Source organism: Bacillus subtilis subsp. subtilis str. 168 (genome assembly GCF_000009045.1).
GTDB classification, from domain to species: domain Bacteria; phylum Bacillota; class Bacilli; order Bacillales; family Bacillaceae; genus Bacillus; species Bacillus subtilis.
Window position 1 is genome coordinate 2594179 of record NC_000964.3, and the last position, 17237, is coordinate 2611415.

The window sequence follows — 17237 nt, forward strand, 5'->3', positions numbered from 1 at the left end:
TTCCCCTACTTTCTTTTCTTAGATTGGTTTCTTCTCTGTTTTTTCTTGATTTTCTCCATCTCATAGCTCATTTTCTTTTTATACCCAGGCTTAACCTTCTTCGGCTTTTTCACGAGACGATGAGCAATTTCATCCGCTTCATTCGGCGTTTTTTTACGTTTTTTGCGGCGCTGACGGTCATCGCCTTTTTTCCATTCGCCCTTTTCAAGCTCTAAGTACTCAAATTCGATGCCCATTTTTTCAAGTCTTACTAATGCATCCTCATCAGTAAGCTCATAAATGGTCATCGCTTGTCCTGATGAGCCGGCACGAGCCGTTCTGCCCACACGGTGAACATAGAAATCGAGATCATCCGGCAGCTCATAGTTGATAACATGGCTGACACCTTTAATATCAATACCTCTTGCGGCAAGGTCAGTTGCAATGATATATGTGAATTCCAAATCATTGATCTGCTTCATGACTTTTTTCCGCTCACGTGGTGTTAATCCGCCGTGCAGCAAGCCGATTTTCATGCCTTTGCCAGTCAGATACTGGGCAATATGGTCAGCCGTATTTTTCGTGTTGGCAAACACAATCCCCAGGTATGGATTCAGATGCGACATGATGTCAAAAAGGAGCTTGTCCTTGTCACGATGTTTCGAAGGAATGAGGATATGCTCGATTTTCGCAGCAGTCACCTGTTTTGGCTCCACATGGGCGTATTTCGGATTTTCCATGTATTTCTTCAAGAATGGTTTCAGCTTTTCCGGTATGGTCGCTGAGAACACAAGCATTTGCAGATCCTCAGGCATGCGGGAACCGATGTAATCTACATCTGCAAGGAATCCCATGTCCAGCATTAAATCCGCTTCATCAATAACAAGAGATTCCGCTTTATGAACACTTAACGCCTGTTCTTTGATTAAGTCAGCAATCCGTCCAGGTGTACCGACAACAAGATGCGGCTGTATTTTCAATTTATCAATTGATTTTTGTTTATCAGTGCCTCCGATAAAACATTTCGAGCGAATCTGACTTCCTTCTTCACCCTGCGTGATTTTAAGCGCTTCCTGATAAATCTGGTTGGCAAGCTCTCTTGTCGGAGCCGTAATGACTACCTGAACGACATCCTTAGCAGGATCGATTTTGTTTAATAAAGGCAGTAAATAAGCGTGAGTCTTTCCAGTACCCGTCTGAGACTGGCCGATGACGCTTTCTTTTTTTAACACTGCAGGAATCAGCCTTTTCTGGATATCAGTCGGTTCGTAAAAACCAAGGCGATGTACTGCATCTATAATAAATGGTTTCAATTCATAAAGTTCAAATTTCGTTTCTTTCATTTTTCCCAGCTCCTTAAAGCGGCACATTATGTGTCCATCATCACATTATACCCGATTTTGCTTAAAAACACCACGTTTGCAAGGCGTTTGTTTTATTCAGTTATGTAAAGCAAATACCGCAGCCCATGCATATTCTAATAGCAGAGAGAGCTGAAAGGAGGTACAAGTATGTTTTCACCGCAGCAGCCAATGAGAAATTACCCACAGCCCGGACCGCCCCGCCCCATGCCAAATCAGCGAATGATGGGCAGAAGACCGCCTAATATGCGAGGACCTTCATTTGGAGCACAGCAGCAAGGTTTTCAGCAAGCCGGACAATTTCTTCCTCAGGCAAATGCCGGAGCGAGAAATGGTGCAGGTGCAGGCGGAGGCTTAAAAGGAATGCTGTCAAGGTTCCTCCCCGGCGGAGGAGGCGCTGGCAGCGCCGGGGTTCCCGGAATTCCAGGAGCAGGTGCAGCAGCGAGCGGAGGTGCTGGCCTGCAAGGCATTCAAAATATTGCCAATCCTGCATCATTATCCAGTATGCTTGGAAATGTGCAAAAAGTACTCGGCATGGCGCAGCAAGTCACCCCTATGATCCAGCAGTACGGCCCATTAGTCCGCAATCTGCCAGCAATGATGAAGCTGTACAGCCAATTAAGTAAAAGTGATGATACTGAGACAGAGGCCAATGAGGAAAGTGAAAAACAATCCGTTTCAGAAGAATCATCAGAAAAAGAAAAAGAGACTGAAACAAAAACCTCAGATGGGAACAAAAAATCAAAACCAAAAAGTTCTTCTCTCCCAAAGAAATCTAAAACAACTGACAATAAAGAACAAGAATTAAAAACATCTGCCCCGAAGAAAAAGGAAGCTGCCTCTCCTGCTCCGAAAAGAACATCAGGCAGTTCAAAACCGAGATTATATATTTAACATTCTTTGATATCTTAAGTGAGATTGGCTATAATGAGATCAGAAGAATGCAAGAATAGAGCCGTTTGATTACGGCTTTTTATATTGCCTTTACTCACTTCAGTATTGGAGGACAACCGAAAATGGACGTAATTAAAATTTCACCGCGCGGCTATTGCTATGGTGTTGTTGATGCTATGGTCATTGCCAAAAATGCGTCGCTAGATAAAAGCTTGCCAAGACCCATCTATATACTCGGGATGATTGTTCATAATAAACACGTCACTGATGCGTTTGAAGAGGAAGGGATTTTTACATTGGACGGCTCTAACCGTCTGGACATCTTAAAGCAGGTTGACAAAGGAACTGTCATTTTCACTGCGCACGGTGTTTCTCCCGAAGTCAGAAGAATCGCAGAAGAAAAAGGGTTAGTCGCAATTGATGCTACATGTCCGGATGTGACAAAAACTCATAATCTAATCTTAGAGATGAAAGAAAAAGGATATCACGTGATCTATATCGGCAAAAAAGGGCATCCAGAGCCTGAGGGAGCCGTTGGCGTAGCGCCGGAGATCGTTCACTTAGTTGAAACAGAAGAAGATGTAAAGAACCTTGATATCCAATCTGAGAAGTTAATCGTGACGAATCAAACAACAATGTCTCAATGGGATGTTCACGACATTATGGAGCTTGTCAAAGAAAAATATCCTCATGTCGAATATCACCAAGAGATTTGCCTCGCTACTCAAGTGCGGCAGGAAGCTGTATCAGAGCAGGCAAAAAAAGCGGACTTAACAATCGTTGTCGGAGACCCGAAAAGCAACAATTCAAATAGGCTTGCTCAAGTGTCAGAGGAAATAGCCGGGACAAAAGCATACCGGATCGGCGACTTAAGCGAATTGAAGCTCGAATGGCTGAAAGGCGTTAATACCGTTGCAGTTACAGCGGGAGCTTCAACACCGACGCCGATCACAAAAGAAGTCATTCGCTTTTTAGAGCAGTTTGATCACGAAGATCCATCAACTTGGACAACTGAACATAATATACCGCTCAAAAAAATACTTCCAAAAGTAAAAGCAAAAAACTGAGGCTGTAAAAGCCTCAGTTTTTTTATAGAAATGTAAATGGATTTGTATCTGTTTCAGAAACAAAGATATTCACGCCAAACTTTTTATCATTACACATTGATGTAAGTTTTCTCGTGACGCCTTCTTTCATGATTTTTTCCGCGTAATGGCCCGGATCAACCACATTTAGGCCAAGCATCATCGCATCATGGGCCACATGGAAGTATAAATCTCCTGTGACGTAAACATCGGCTCCCTTTCGTTTTGCATGATGAATATACTTGTTTCCATCTCCGCCAAGAACAGCTACTTTTTTCACCATGCTGTCAGCATCCCCAACCATTCTGACACCATTGACGTCAAGCTTGTCTTTCACAAATAAAGCGAATTCCTTGAGCGTCATCTCATTTTTAAGGGTTCCGACACGGCCGAGCCCTTTTTCGGCGGGAGTCTGTTCGACAGGATAGATATCGTAAGCGACTTCTTCATATGGATGGCTTTTTATCATTGCATTGATAACAGCCTTTTCGACGCTTTTAGGAAATACAGTCTCAAGCCTTACTTCATGAACAAGCTCAAGCTCTCCCACTTCACCGATAAAAGGCTTAGCTCCGTCCAATGGCTTAAAGCTGCCGATTCCTTCAGATGAAAACGCGCAATGGCTGTATTCACCGATATGGCCGGCCCCCGCATTTCCGAGCGCGGCTCTGACCTGCTCTTCATATTCCTTCGGCACGTAAACTGCCAGCTTTTTCAGAGGATCCGTATAAGTAGGTGCCAGCACTTCCGTCTCACTCAGCTCTAATGCTTCAGCAAGCAAATCATTCACACCGCCGTCCGCAACGTCTAAATTTGTATGAGCTGCATAAACAGCAATATCATGCTTCAAACACTTTTCAATTAACCTTCCGGCAGGCTGATCTGTTGAAATATGCTTTAGCGACCGGAAAATTGGTGGATGGTGTGCAATAATCAAGTCAACCTCTTTTTCAATCGCTTCATCGATAACGCTCTCTAACACATCAAGTGTAACCATCACATTTTTAATTGGTTTGTTTAAGGTGCCGATTTGCAGGCCGATTTTATCTCCTTCAACCGCATAGGCTTTCGGGGAAAATTGTTCAAACAGCTGGATGATCTGCTGCCCATTTACACTTTTAGCCATGATCGATTACCTCCTTTAACAGCTCCATTCGATCGGCGAGCTCCTTTAATTTTTGTTTGTTTTGCTCTGTATCCGCCGCTTGGCTGATCTGTTCATAAATGCTTTGAGTGTGCTGAAGCTCTTGTGTCCACTTTTTCAAAAAGACAGCATTTTTTTCTTTTGCCAAGAAAGGGCCAACGAGCATCCCGGCTGATAAAGAAATACCGTCATAAGCCGCATCCCTGTCTCCCGCTTCTGCCACCAGCACCTCATAGCACTTTCCGTCCTCTTCAAGGATTACCTCATCTATCAGCGCATATCTTTCTTTATAAAGCCACTCCCTGATATGAACAGCATGAATATTCGGCTGTAAAATGAGCCGTTCCTTCCCCGTTAATTTGTCTTTGCCCGCTTCTAAAATGTGAGCGATCAAAGCCCCGCCCATTCCGGCAATCGTAATGGCATCAGCTTCACCTTTTTTAATCACTTCCAGTCCGTCTCCCTGCCTTACAGAAATGTGCGAGTTTAAGCCTGATTTTTCAACCTGCCGCTTTGCAGACAAAAATGGGCCGTCTGTTATTTCTCCGGCAATCGCCCCGCTGGCTTTATGATTCAGCACCGCATAACAAGGAAGGTAGGCGTGGTCAGAGCCGATATCGGCCATCACCGCTCCATTCGGTATGTACTCCGCTACTGTTTGCAATCGTTTAGATAATTTTAATTCGTTCACTTGTCATCACAACTTTTCTCAATCATTTTTTCCTTTACTATCATATAAAAAATCAGCCCGGAATCCAAGCTGAAGCAAATGATTTTGAAATTATTTCTTTTGATGCGGGTCTGCACGCAGCAGTCAAAAATAAAAGGCTGTCGAGAACATCTCGGCGGCCTGTGAATGTATAAAGAGAAAAATAGTTCTTTTATTTAATTTTTGACACCCACTCTGCCATATCATCCAGCTTATCGGCCGGAACAAGACCGGAAGGCATTCCATTACCGCCTTTTTCGATCTTTGTTTTAATTTCAGCGACATCTTTCTTATCCCCTACACCTTTTAAGCTAGGACCCGAAACACCTTCATAATTTTCACCGTGGCATGCGATGCAGTTTGCCTTGTAAATTTCTTCTGGTGAAGCGTTTGCATCTTTCTTTTCAGCAGATTTGCTTTCTCCTCCGCTCGCAATCTCCCGAGAGTCATCAAGTCCTTTTACTGATAAAAAGAAAGTTAGACCAATTCCTAAAACAGCGATCAGCAAAAATGGAATAAGCGGGTTCCATTTCATTTCCCTTCCCCCTTTTTGATCCTTCCCCCTATGTAAACACTTCTAATTCTAACTTATTTTTACAAAAAGTAAATGGATTGCTATACAAAAGTTTTTTATTCACACTTTATACAAAATTGAATAGAAACATGCCTAAATCTCTAATATCCTTTTTATTCTATTGTATAATGTATTGTATACGCTTACAATAGAAAATATGGAATTAGATTTTGAAATTTTTCACCACAATGTTCATTTGCAAATGACATCATTTTTCAGTAAAATAAAGGCATATTATCCATATATCTTTTTAAAAAAAGAAGAACGGATCTTCAAGACCCGTTCCATCTTATTCAAGGAAATCTTTCAAACGTTTACTTCTGCTAGGATGTCTTAGTTTCCGCAACGCTTTGGCTTCGATTTGTCGAATACGCTCTCTCGTTACTCCAAATACTTTGCCGACCTCTTCTAATGTTCTTGTACGGCCGTCATCAAGACCGAATCGAAGACGCAATACATTTTCTTCACGATCAGTTAACGTATCAAGCACATCTTCCAGCTGCTCTTTCAATAGCTCGTATGCGGCGTGGTCAGAAGGTGAAGTTGCTTCTTGGTCTTCAATGAAATCACCAAGGTGCGAGTCATCCTCTTCACCGATCGGTGTTTCCAGAGATACCGGCTCTTGAGCAATCTTTAAGATTTCGCGTACTTTTTCAGGCGTTAAATCCATATCTTCCGCAATTTCTTCAGGTGTTGGTTCTCTGCCTAAGTCTTGCAGTAATTGACGCTGCACACGGATTAATTTATTAATGGTTTCAACCATATGAACGGGAATCCGGATCGTTCTCGCCTGATCGGCAATGGCGCGTGTAATCGCCTGTCTGATCCACCACGTAGCATACGTACTGAATTTATAACCTTTGCGATAATCAAATTTTTCAACGGCTTTCATCAGGCCCATGTTTCCTTCCTGGATCAGATCAAGGAACAGCATACCGCGTCCGACATACCGTTTTGCGATACTGACAACAAGCCGCAGGTTCGCTTCAGCCAATCTGCGTTTAGATTCTTCGTCACCTTCTTCAATCTTTTGAGCGTAGGCGATTTCTTCTTTTGCAGAAAGAAGGTTAACCCGACCGATTTCCTTTAAATACATACGAACTGGGTCATTGATTTTAACGCCAGGCGGTACACTTAGGTCATTAAGGTCAAATTCTTCTTCGGCTTTGGCAAGCTGCTGAATATTAGGATCTTCTGTTTCTTCATTCTCACTAATTAATTCAACACCTTGTTCACCTAAAAATTCATAATACTCATCCATTTGGTCTGATTCAATTTCAAAGCTGGACATACGCTCAGCAATTTCTTCATATGTCAAAACGCCACGTTTTTTACCAGACTCTGTTAATTGCTCTTTTACTTGGTCGAATGTTAATTCTGTCTCGTGGGTTTGTTTATCAGCCATTATGGATCCCTCCTTCCAAAGCTTGCAACGAATTCTATAAGCGGTATGATTCTTATTCGGTCCATTCAGGCGTTTTCTATGTGAACTGCCTTTAACAATGTGCGAATAATGAAATGACAATTCATGATGAGGTTAAGCGATCTATTTGCTCCTCCGCAAGGAATCATTGCCAATAAATGCTCCTCATCAGTTCTCCAGTTATTTTAAAGATCGGTTCAATGTAACGATTTCTTGAGCCAAAGAAGCAGCTCTTAAAAAATCTTTTTGCCTTTCTGCTTCGGCTCTTTCCGCCTCTTTTTCTTTTATCATTGACCAATTTCTTTGATTCAACACTTTTTTTACATAATCTGATAACTCGGCTTCGCTAAGCTCTTGATTAACCTGAAGCATTAATATATCGGACAAGAGCTGGCTTATATGATCATCCGTCACCCTGGCCATCAGATGCTGAGGCGTCAGCTCGGCTCCCTCTTCATAAAAAGCATAAAGATAAGCGGCTAATGCCCGGTGCTCATCAATATTAAATTGAAACCCTACCCGGTCAATCACTTTTTTGATGACGCTCCGATCTCGAAGCATGTGAGCGAGTAACAGCCTTTCTGCATTTTCATACGCCGGACGCAAACGTTTTTGCCTTGCTTTTGTCGTCAGATGCGCTCGCCGCGTTTTAGTTTCACCGCTATTGTCAGCAGGTTTGTTTTGCTTGCTGAAAACAGACAGCTGCTCAGTTAAAGACTCCTGTGAAAGCGAAAACTCTGAAGCAAGCTGCTTTACATAGACTTCCTGCTCTAGAGACCCTGAAAGCGTGCTGATTTCTTTCAGTACGTCTTTAATGTAAGCTAGGCGGTCGCCTTCATCGGACAGGTTCTTTCCTTTTCGGAAATATTGCATTTTGAACGCCATTACGGTGACACTTGCGTCAATAATGTCGTTTTTAAATTTTTCCCCGCCGAATTTTTTGATGTAATCATCAGGGTCCAATCCGTCAGGAATCATTGCAACTCTGACTTTGCAGCCTTTTTTTTGCAGAAGCTCCGAAGCTTTTAAGGTGGCTTCATAACCGGCTTTATCAGAGTCATAGCAAAGAATGATTTCTTCGACGTTTCTTCTCAGGATCTTGACATGATCATCTGTAAGAGACGTTCCCATCGTGGCTATGCTTTCCTTTACATCCGAGCTTACGGCCGATATGACATCAGCAAACCCTTCAAATAAGACTGCTCTTTCCTGCTTTCTGATATGAAGGCGGGCCTTATAAAAATTGTAAAGCAGTTTGCTTTTATGAAAGAGCGGGGTTTCAGGACTGTTCATATACTTAGGCTGCTGGCTGCCAAGAGCCCTGCCTGAGAAAGCAACAACAGCCCCGTGATGATCATGGATCGGAAACATGACACGGTTTCTGAAGCGGTCGAAATATCCGCTTCCGTCTTCGCGTCTGATCAGGAGACCCGCTTTTTCCATTTGCGCCTCACTAAATCCCCTCTTTACAAGGAATTTCGTGATAAAGTCCCAAGAATCAAGAGCATAGCCAATCTGAAATTCATTAATCAGCTCTTTCGTAAAGCCCCTAGAAAGCAGATAATCCAGTGCCTCTTGACCTTCTTTTGTATTTATTAACAAATGATGGTAAAATTTCTTCAGGAGCTCATGTGCCTCAGCCATTTTTTGTTCTCCAGAAGACTCTGGCCGGGCTCCGGAATGGACTGTTATATCATCTGGAAAATCAATTTGGTATTTGTCAGCAAGGTGAGAAACCGACTCGGCAAAAGAATAGCCTTCCATCTGCCTTAAAAAAGAGAAAACATTGCCGCCCGCTCCGCAGCCAAAGCAATGAAAAATCTGTTTGTCGGGCGATACGGAAAACGAAGGTGTGCTTTCTCCATGAAAAGGACAGAGTCCAAAGTAGTTTCGGCCTTGCTTCTTTAATTGAACATAATCACCTATGACTTCAACGATATCTGCCGACTTTTGCACCTGATCCACAATTTCATCTGGTATCCGATTTCCCATCTTATAACACTCCGTCGTACATTATTCGATGCTTTAGTGCAAAATCCCTTCATCGTTCGACAGGATTTTTTGCAGCAGTGTAATAAATCGTTCTCGATCTTCTTTATTCAATTTTTTAGGCCCTTTGGCATATACGCCTTTTCTTCTTTGTTTGCCGGAAAAATGACGGCCCTCTAGGGCAAAATCAATCGTGTCTTCCTTGTAAAGACGACCTCTTTCCGACATAACAGAGACATTTCTGTTCAACAGCAGAGATGCTAATCCGATGTCCTGCGTCACAACAATATCTCCCGGTTTCACGTGATTTGCGATATATAAATCAGCAGCTTCTTTATGAGGATCAACATACTTCCATTTTTCTTCATTGCTTCTGGAAAGCTGATAATGTTCAAATGAAGCGACAAAAAGAACTTGAACTTCATACTCGGATGCTGTTTGTAAAATTTCATCTTTTACCGGACAAGCATCAGCATCGACAAAAATCGTCTTTTCTTGTTCATTAAGAAGAGTAATTCTCCATCCCTCCATTAAACTCCTGCATAAAAGCAAGCAAAATCGCACATCCTTTATTATTGTGGATGTATATGAATTTGTCGAAAAATTTCCGGGAGAAATTCTTGACATCTTACCCATAATAGTTTATTCGTATCACACGATCCTTAAACCTAAAATTAATCATTTTATCACAATTTTTTATTATAATACAAACTTCACAAAGATGCTATTGTTTTTCATTATTCCCTTTTGGCACAGCCAAAAACCCAGGATAGAGCGTCCTGAGTTATATGTTTTTTGTTTTGAGATGATGGATAATATTTGCTGTTTCCTCAACCGCTTTATTTGAAACATCAACAACCTGGCAGCCGATCCGATCCACAATCTTTTCGAAATACTCGAGTTCCTCTTTGATTCTGTTGATATTTGCATAAATCGCTTTATCATTAAGCCCGAGTGATTTTAAACGTTCTTTTCTGATATGATTCAGTTTATCAGGGCTAATCTTTAAACCGATGCATTTTTTCGGATCAACGTTAAAGAGTTCTTCCGGCGGATCAACCTCCGGTACAATCGGAACATTGGCAACCTTCAGGCGTTTGTGTGCGAGATATTGAGACAGCGGTGTTTTAGACGTTCTTGACACGCCGATCAAAACGATATCAGCTTTTAAAATCCCTCTTGGATCACGTCCATCATCGTATTTAACTGCAAACTCGATGGCCTCCACTTTTTTGAAATAATCTTCATCAAGCTGGCGCACCCGCCCCGGTTCGTATTTCGCTGTTAAACCGTAGGCTGTTTCCATTTTATCAATCAACGGGCCGATAATATCATAATATAAAACATTTGCTTTTTCCGCTTCGGCTATCAAATATTCTCTGATTTCCGGCACCACGAGTGTAAAACAGATAATGCCGCCGTCTGCCTTTGCAAGTGAAATCACTTCATTGATAGTGCCTATATCTTCAACATAAGGAATTCTTCTTACATGAGTATCATCCGCCGATCCGTTAAATTGGCTGAGTGCTGCTTTTACTACCAATTCAGCCGTTTCACCGACGGAATCCGATACAACATAGATGATGCGGTTATTCATATTATCCCCCCGTTAGTTTGCAATCTTATAGGATTTCATTTTCAGATAAACTGACAAGTATTTTGGTCATATTTGTTTTTGTCACTCTGCCGATCACTTCAAAGCCTTTATCGGTGTCTTTGATGACAGGCAGTGCATCAATTTGTTTTTCTATTAAGTGCTTTGCAATGTCCATCACATAATCCTCGCGTCTGCACACCGTAATGTTCGGCATCCTTGTCATGATGATGTGAACAGGGACCGATGTAAGCTCCTGCTGGCCAATGCTCGCTCTGAGCAAGTCTTTTCGTGAAAGCACCCCGACTAAAACAGCATCGCGGTCCACCACAAACAGAGTACCTACATCTTCTAAAAACATGGTGCAAATCGCATCGTACACAGAAACGTTTTCGTGAATCACTACGGGGATAGATTGAAAGTCTTTCACCTGAAGCTTTTTGAGTTTATCCGCCAAAAGCTGTGTGCCGGTTTTTCCCGTATAGAAATAACCGACTCTCGGGCGCGCCTCGAGGAATCCTGACATGGTGAGTATGGCTAAATCCGGGCGCAATGTCGCCCTGGTTAGGTTCAGCTTTTCTGCAATATGCTCCCCTGTAATCGGCCCGTTTTCTTTTACAATCTGCAAAATATGTTCTTGCCGTTTATTTAGTTCGATCGTACTCACCACCTTTTCACTTCATAGCTATGTAAAGAAATAACAATCCATATTATAACGTAAATATCTTGTAATCAAACAAAAAACTTATAAATGGGGAAAAGACGATTACCGATCACACAGCAACCGCCTTTTCTCTCTTTATTTTACAATAAGGGCATTCATATTCGCAAAGGACTTGATCTCATCCGCCAAGCTTACCATTTGCGCTAAACGATTTGCCTTTAATGACTCATTATCCGCTATAACCATTGTATGATCGAAGTAAGCATCGATCGGTTCTTTTAAGGCTGCAAGTGAAGCAAGCGCCGCCTCATAATCTTTTTTGCTGAAGTTTTCCTGCAGATTTTGCTTCGCTGTTTGGTAGGCATCAAACAGTTTTGCTTCGTATTCATTTTCAAACAGATCAGGCTGAATGTCTCCGCGGACTCCTTTTTTGCTGATAGAGATCACTCGGCCTAACGCTTCGGCTGTTTCCTTAAAGCCAGGTGCACCAAGCTTTTGCTCCAGTACTTGTGCTTTATGCAGCGCAGAGTACGGCTCAAGCTCAGAGCTTTCCAGCACGGCGTCAATGACATCATGTCTGATTTGTTCAGCATTCAAGACATATTTCAAGCGCTGAGTGAAGAAATCCAGCAGTTCATTTTCTTTATCGGTTTGAACGAAAGTAAGCAGCTCTTCAAATGAAATTCCCCAGTTGCGGTCAAGAAGAATCGCAACAATACCGCTTGCTTGGCGGCGCAGTCCGTAAGGGTCCTGGGAACCGGTCGGAATTACGCCGATAGAGAAGAATGAAGCGATTGTGTCAAGCTTATCCGCCATTGCTACAACAGCTCCGGTGAAAGTAGAAGGCGTTTCTCCGCCCGCTGATCTAGGCATATAATGTTCATTAACTGCCGCAGCCACAGCTTCATCTTCGCCAAGCATTCTCGCATACTTTTCGCCCATAATTCCTTGAAGTTCAGGGAATTCATATATCATATGCGTCACAAGGTCGAATTTAGAAATTTCAGCAGCCCGCTTCACATGTTTTAATGTATCTTCATCAGCCTGAAGACGAACGGCAAGTTTCTCTGCGATTGATGTGACTCTCCTAACCTTATCAGCAAGAGAACCAAGCTCTTCATGGAAAACGATATTTTCAAGCTTCTTCACATTTGCATCAATGTTTAGTTTCTGATCTTCTTTGTAGAAGAATGAAGCATCAGATAAACGTGCGCGCAGCACTTTTTCATTGCCTCGGGCCACATTTTCAATCGCGTGGCTGTTGCCGTTTCGGACTGTGATAAAGTGAGGCAGCAGGTCACCGTTTTTGTCTTTGACAGGGAAGTAGCGCTGATGCTCTTTCATTGTCGTGACAAGCACTTCTTCAGGAATTGACAGAAACTCGGATTCAAATGAACCGTAAAGAGCTGTCGGGTATTCTACTAAATGATTCACTTCATCAAGAAGGTCTTCGTCAACTGGAATGCTCCAATTGTTTTCAGCAGCCATTGTTTCCAGCTGAGATTGAATCATTTGCTTTCGGACGCTAGGATCAGCAATAACATGCTGTCCTTTGAGCTGCTCTTCATAAGCTGAAGGTGATTCAATTGACACTTCATGTCCGAGGAAACGGTGTCCCTGTGTTGTCCGTCCAGACTCAACGTTTGTGATCGAAAATGGAATGACATCCTGTCCAAATAATGCGACAATCCATTTGATCGGTCGGATATAACGCAAATCTTCATTTCCCCAGCGCATGTTTTTCGGGAAATGCAAGCTTGTAATTAAACCGCTCAATTCTGGCAGAAGCGACTTCGTTTCTTGGCCGGCTTGGAATTTTTGCACGAATACATACTCTATGCCTTTTACTTCTTTGATGTACAGGTCTTCCACATTTGCGCCTTGGCCTTTTGAAAAGCCGATTGCCGCTTTTGTCCAGTTCCCGTCCGCATCAAGGGCAATTTTTTTCGCAGGCCCTTTTGCTTCTTCTTTTATATCATCCTGCTTTTCTGCGACATCCTTAACGAACACAGCAAGACGTCTCGGTGTATTGAAGAGTTTCACTTCACCGTGAGTAATATTTTTTTCTTTAAGCCAGCCTGTCAGCTTGTCGCCAAGCTGAACCATGCTTTCATTCAAAAAGCGCGCCGGCATTTCCTCTAATCCGATCTCTAAAAGTAAATCCTGTTTACTCATGAGAAGAACCCTCCCCTTTAAGCATTGGGAACCCTAGTTTTTCTCGTTCCTCATAGTAGGTTTTTGCTACTTTTCTAGCTAAATTCCGCACTCTTGCGATATAGCCCGTCCGCTCGGTAACAGAGATCGCACCTTTGGCATCAAGCAGGTTGAAAGTGTGCGAGCATTTCAGCACATAGTCATATGCTGGATGAACAAGTCCGTTGTCCATTTGCTTGATCGCTTCTTTTTCATATGTGCTGAACAATTGGAACAGCATATCGACGTCTGATGTTTCAAACGTATAAACAGAATGCTCATATTCAGCCATCATGAATAAATCTTTTACTGTAAACCCTGACGTCCATTCCAAGTCAAACACGTTTTCTTTATCCTGGATATAAGACGCGAGACGCTCAATTCCATACGTAATCTCTACAGAAACGGGTTTACACTCTAATCCCCCGACCTGCTGGAAATACGTAAATTGTGTTATTTCCATTCCGTCAAGCCAAACTTCCCAGCCTAGACCCGCGCAGCCTAAAGACGGATTCTCCCAGTTGTCTTCAACAAAGCGAATATCGTGCTCAAGCGGATCAATTCCAAGAGCACGCAAGGAATCCAAATACAGCTCTTGAATGTTATCAGGTGACGGTTTAATAATGACCTGGAACTGATGATGCTGATACAGTCTGTTCGGGTTCTCCCCGTAGCGGCCGTCTGCCGGACGTCTGGAAGGCTCTACATAAGCCACTTTCCACGGCTCAGGACCGATACTGCGCAAAAATGTATACGGGCTCATCGTGCCGGCTCCTTTTTCTACATCGTAAGCCTGCATAAGCACACAGCCCTGACTGGACCAATGCTTTTGCAAGGTTAGAATCATGTCTTGAATATTCATTTCAAGCACCTCCACTTTTCTTTCATAAGTTGACTGCGGCAGCAACCAAAAAACTCCCGTCTCTATGCTTGCCAGCCGCAAACATAGGGACGAGAGTTCTCCCGCGGTTCCACCCTAGTTGCTGAGAACAAAATCCCAGCCTCTTTTTTAAAATTGCTCAAGAATGCCTTTCGTTGCGTGCTCATCCTTAGCTTACACCGCCCTAAGGTCGCTTTCATGAGGTAAACGCAAGTACTTCTTTCTCTCACTGCAACATATTTTATAATAAATGATCATATAAAAAGATGGACCAAATGTCAACTTTTGTTTTCACCCATAAGATGTTTCATGCTTTCCATTTGATCTAAAAAGCGCTTTGATTTTAAATACAATCCCGAATATTCTTCGTAATATAAATCAATCACTTGCTTTAATTCAGCTTTTGTTTCCTCTTTTAAGGACACATTGCCGAGTCTCGACAGATCAAAATAGTAAAAGAGCCTTAACAGCCTTGCCGTTTGCGGTTTAATCGGTATCCTGTAAGGATCTTTTTCAAAACAGCGGTGGCATATAAAACCATTATCACGAACAGAGAAATGAAAGGTTCCGTCTTGGCTTTTACAATGTACACAATGATTCAGCTCAGGATACAGGCCCATGACACCGAGCATCTTCATTTGAACAATGAAGGTGATAACATCCGGATCTGTTCCTTCATTCAACTGTTTTAATGATTCTAATATGAATTCAAATAAATAAGGATTTGGCTTTTTTTCTTCTGTGCCTCTGTCGACTAACTCAGCAACATAGGCAGCATATGCTGTTAAAAACAAGTCTTCCCTGATGCCTCTCATGCTGAGGATCATTTCCCCCTGCTGAAGCGTTCCGAGGCCCGATGTTTTTTGCATTAAGAAAGAACCATACAAAAAGGGCTGGCTGACTGCTGATAAACGGCTGTTCGGTTTTTTGGCGCCTCGTGCCATAACACCTATTTTTCCGTGTTCTCTTGTCAGTAATGTTACGATTTTATTCGTCTCTCCGTAATCATTTGTGCGAAGAACGATCCCTTCACATTTTGTCAGCATTTCCGCACCTTCCTCAAGCAGGAGCGGCCAAGAGGTTTATAAAATTGGATAATCAAATCGGGCTAGCTCATCTTCTAGTTCTTCGGGTCTTTCCATGTTCTCTTTTTCCAGTTCTTTAAAAAGAAGATACGTATCAACATTTCCTGTTTGAGAAAATACGTTCCAGGTAAAATTCAACACAAGAAACCCACCTTTCTGTAGTTAAACTAGCTTACCTAAACTCCAAATTCTTACCTTTATCTTGACCAGATGTCCTCCATTTCATGTTAAACAAAATTTGCTAATGTATCCCTGTTCCTGTGAGATAATGACACACACGGGAAGAGATTAATATTCGTCCTCTTTAAAGCCAAAATCGCGAAGCTGGGACATTTTATTACGCCAGTCTTTCTGCACTTTCACCCACAATTCAAGGTAGACACGGGAGCCCAACAGTGCTTCAATATCCGCTCTCGCTCTTTTTCCAACCTCTTTTAGAAGGCTTCCTTTTTTACCGATCACGATGCCTTTCTGGGAATCCCGCTCGACCACAATCGTTGCCGCTACGTGCACAGAACCGTTGTCCTGCCCTTTGATGGATTCGATGGCCACCGCAATGCTGTGCGGGATTTCTTCTCTCGTCAAATGCAGCACCTTTTCCCTGATTAATTCAGAAATGATAAATCGTTCAGGGTGGTCAGTTACCTGGTCACTCGGATAGAATTGCGGCCCTTCCGGCAAATACGCTTCGATCTGCGCGAGCAAGGTTTCGATGTTATTTCCTTCTAAAGCAGAAATCGGAACAATTTCCTTAAAAGGATAACGTTTGCGGTATTCGTCAATTAGCAGAAGCAATTGGTCGGGATGAATTTTATCAATTTTGTTTACGATTAAGAATACAGGCGTAGACATCGTCTGCAATTTCTCAATGATGAATTCGTCGCCCTTCCCGTAGCCTTCCTCAGCATTGATCATAAACAAGATCAAATCGACTTCTTTTAATGTATTTTGCGCCACTTTCATCATAAAGTCCCCAAGTTTATGCTTAGGTTTATGAATCCCTGGTGTGTCAATAAAAATGGTTTGTGATGTGCCTGTCGTCAGTACTCCTTGCACCTTGTTTCTCGTCGTTTGGGGCTTATCGCTCATGATCGCGATTTTTTGTCCAATGACTCTGTTCAAAAATGTAGATTTTCCTACGTTTGGTCTTCCAATAATGGATACAAATCCTGATTTAAAGCTTTCGTTCGTCATGTAAATCCTCCGATGAAAATGCGCCTGGCAATAATTCTTCCACAGTCATTTCTTTTATTTGTCCTTGTAAATTAGTCAGTACGACAATAACGTCTTTTGTGCAAAGCTCAGAAATCACCTGTCGGCAGGCTCCGCACGGAGATACTGGTCCAGGGGTGTCAGCCGCAACGGCCAGCATCTGAAACTCTGTATCCCCTTCAGAAACAGCTTTAAATAAAGCGGTACGCTCGGCGCAATTGCACATGCTGTATGCCGCGTTCTCAATATTGCAGCCTCTGTACACTTTTCCATCCTTGGTAAGAAGAGCGGCTCCTACTTGGAATTTGGAATACGGCGCATATGCCATATCACGCGCTTTTAAAGCTTCTGTTATTAATTCTTGTCTGTTCATGTGTACATTCCTCTCTTACCTATAATGGTACCGCTATCACTTTATATTTTACATAATCGCGCGCTTTTTTTCACGCCC

18 protein-coding genes and 1 other RNA gene are annotated in these 17237 nt (G+C 42.6%); 3 read left to right on the forward strand and 16 right to left on the reverse strand.

All coding sequences use genetic code 11. The features are described from left to right. Positions 1-5: 5 nt before the first annotated feature. Positions 6-1322 (reverse strand): ATP-dependent RNA helicase; cold shock, encoded by a 1317-nt coding sequence (gene cshB, locus BSU_25140; protein NP_390393.1) that lies wholly within the window; start codon positions 1320-1322, stop codon positions 6-8. Between the two features lie 168 nt (positions 1323-1490). On the opposite strand from cshB, the gene yqfQ reads away from it, so the two are divergent. Together yqfQ and ispH are read left to right on the forward strand one after the other, a co-directional pair. Next, on the forward strand, positions 1491-2234 hold the full coding sequence (gene yqfQ, locus BSU_25150; protein NP_390394.1) for a hypothetical protein: 744 nt from the start codon (positions 1491-1493) through the stop codon (positions 2232-2234). A gap of 122 nt (positions 2235-2356) precedes the next feature. Then, entirely contained in the window at positions 2357-3301 is a 945-nt protein-coding gene (ispH, locus tag BSU_25160) for a 1-hydroxy-2-methyl-2-(E)-butenyl 4-diphosphate reductase (RefSeq protein NP_390395.2), read from the forward strand. A 22-nt stretch (positions 3302-3323) separates the two neighbouring features. Here ispH and yqfO read toward each other — a convergent pair whose 3' ends face one another. From yqfO to dnaG, 5 genes are all read right to left on the reverse strand, one after another. Further along, the gene (gene yqfO, locus BSU_25170; protein ID NP_390396.1) at positions 3324-4445 is read right to left on the reverse strand and encodes a putative GTP cyclohydrolase; all 1122 of its coding nucleotides are present in this window, start codon (positions 4443-4445) and stop codon (positions 3324-3326) included. Continuing rightward, entirely contained in the window at positions 4438-5088 is a 651-nt protein-coding gene (gene trmK / locus BSU_25180) for a tRNA (adenine(22)-N(1))-methyltransferase (RefSeq protein NP_390397.1), read from the reverse strand. Before trmK ends, yqfO begins: the two co-directional genes overlap by 8 nt. 256 nt (positions 5089-5344) lie before the next feature. Next, a complete protein-coding gene (gene cccA, locus BSU_25190; protein ID NP_390398.1) occupies positions 5345-5707 on the reverse strand; it encodes a cytochrome c550 in 363 nt (120 codons plus the stop codon). Between the two features lie 328 nt (positions 5708-6035). Continuing rightward, positions 6036-7151: an RNA polymerase major sigma-43 factor (sigma-A) gene (sigA, locus tag BSU_25200; protein ID NP_390399.2), complete on the reverse strand. Its 1116-nt coding sequence runs from the start codon at positions 7149-7151 to the stop codon at positions 6036-6038. A gap of 198 nt (positions 7152-7349) precedes the next feature. Then, positions 7350-9161: a DNA primase gene (gene dnaG, locus BSU_25210; protein NP_390400.2), complete on the reverse strand. Its 1812-nt coding sequence runs from the start codon at positions 9159-9161 to the stop codon at positions 7350-7352. After that, on the forward strand, positions 8801-9097 hold the full coding sequence (antE, locus tag BSU_25220) for a hypothetical protein (RefSeq protein YP_054587.1): 297 nt from the start codon (positions 8801-8803) through the stop codon (positions 9095-9097). The genes dnaG and antE overlap by 297 nt on opposite strands. A gap of 33 nt (positions 9162-9194) precedes the next feature. The 10 genes from yqxD to cdd all read right to left on the reverse strand — a co-directional run bounded on the left by yqxD (position 9195) and on the right by cdd (position 17159). Then, entirely contained in the window at positions 9195-9689 is a 495-nt protein-coding gene (gene yqxD / locus BSU_25230) for a hypothetical protein (RefSeq protein ID NP_390401.2), read from the reverse strand. A 253-nt stretch (positions 9690-9942) separates the two neighbouring features. Continuing rightward, positions 9943-10755, reverse strand: coding sequence for a bifunctional ADP-dependent kinase-Pi-dependent pyrophosphorylase / positive regulator of gluconeogenesis (ppsR, locus tag BSU_25240; RefSeq protein ID NP_390402.1), 813 nt, complete (start codon positions 10753-10755; stop codon positions 9943-9945). 25 nt (positions 10756-10780) lie between these two features. Beyond that, positions 10781-11419 carry a negative regulator of gluconeogenesis gene (ccpN, locus tag BSU_25250; RefSeq protein NP_390403.1) on the reverse strand — a complete coding sequence of 213 codons (639 nt, stop codon included), beginning with the start codon at positions 11417-11419 and terminating at the stop codon, positions 10781-10783. 132 nt (positions 11420-11551) lie between these two features. Continuing rightward, positions 11552-13591 (reverse strand): glycyl-tRNA synthetase (beta subunit), encoded by a 2040-nt coding sequence (gene glyS, locus BSU_25260; RefSeq protein NP_390404.2) that lies wholly within the window; start codon positions 13589-13591, stop codon positions 11552-11554. After that, positions 13584-14471 (reverse strand): glycyl-tRNA synthetase (alpha subunit), encoded by an 888-nt coding sequence (gene glyQ, locus BSU_25270; protein NP_390405.1) that lies wholly within the window; start codon positions 14469-14471, stop codon positions 13584-13586. The genes glyS and glyQ overlap by 8 nt, the downstream gene beginning before the upstream one ends. Before the next feature lie 82 nt (positions 14472-14553). Further along, positions 14554-14728, reverse strand: an RNA gene (gene tboG / locus BSU_misc_RNA_39) — T-box riboswitch controlling synthesis of glycine-tRNA ligase. A gap of 39 nt (positions 14729-14767) precedes the next feature. Beyond that, entirely contained in the window at positions 14768-15535 is a 768-nt protein-coding gene (gene recO / locus BSU_25280; RefSeq protein NP_390406.2) for a DNA double strand break repair and homologous recombination factor, read from the reverse strand. A gap of 36 nt (positions 15536-15571) precedes the next feature. Beyond that, positions 15572-15715, reverse strand: coding sequence for a hypothetical protein (yqzL, locus tag BSU_25289; RefSeq protein YP_003097761.1), 144 nt, complete (start codon positions 15713-15715; stop codon positions 15572-15574). 147 nt (positions 15716-15862) lie between these two features. Next, a complete protein-coding gene (gene era / locus BSU_25290) occupies positions 15863-16768 on the reverse strand; it encodes a maturation of 16S RNA and assembly of 30S ribosomal subunit GTPase (protein NP_390407.1) in 906 nt (301 codons plus the stop codon). Further along, entirely contained in the window at positions 16749-17159 is a 411-nt protein-coding gene (gene cdd / locus BSU_25300) for a cytidine/deoxycytidine deaminase (protein ID NP_390408.1), read from the reverse strand. The genes era and cdd overlap by 20 nt, the downstream gene beginning before the upstream one ends. Between the last annotated feature and the right edge of the window lie 78 nt (positions 17160-17237).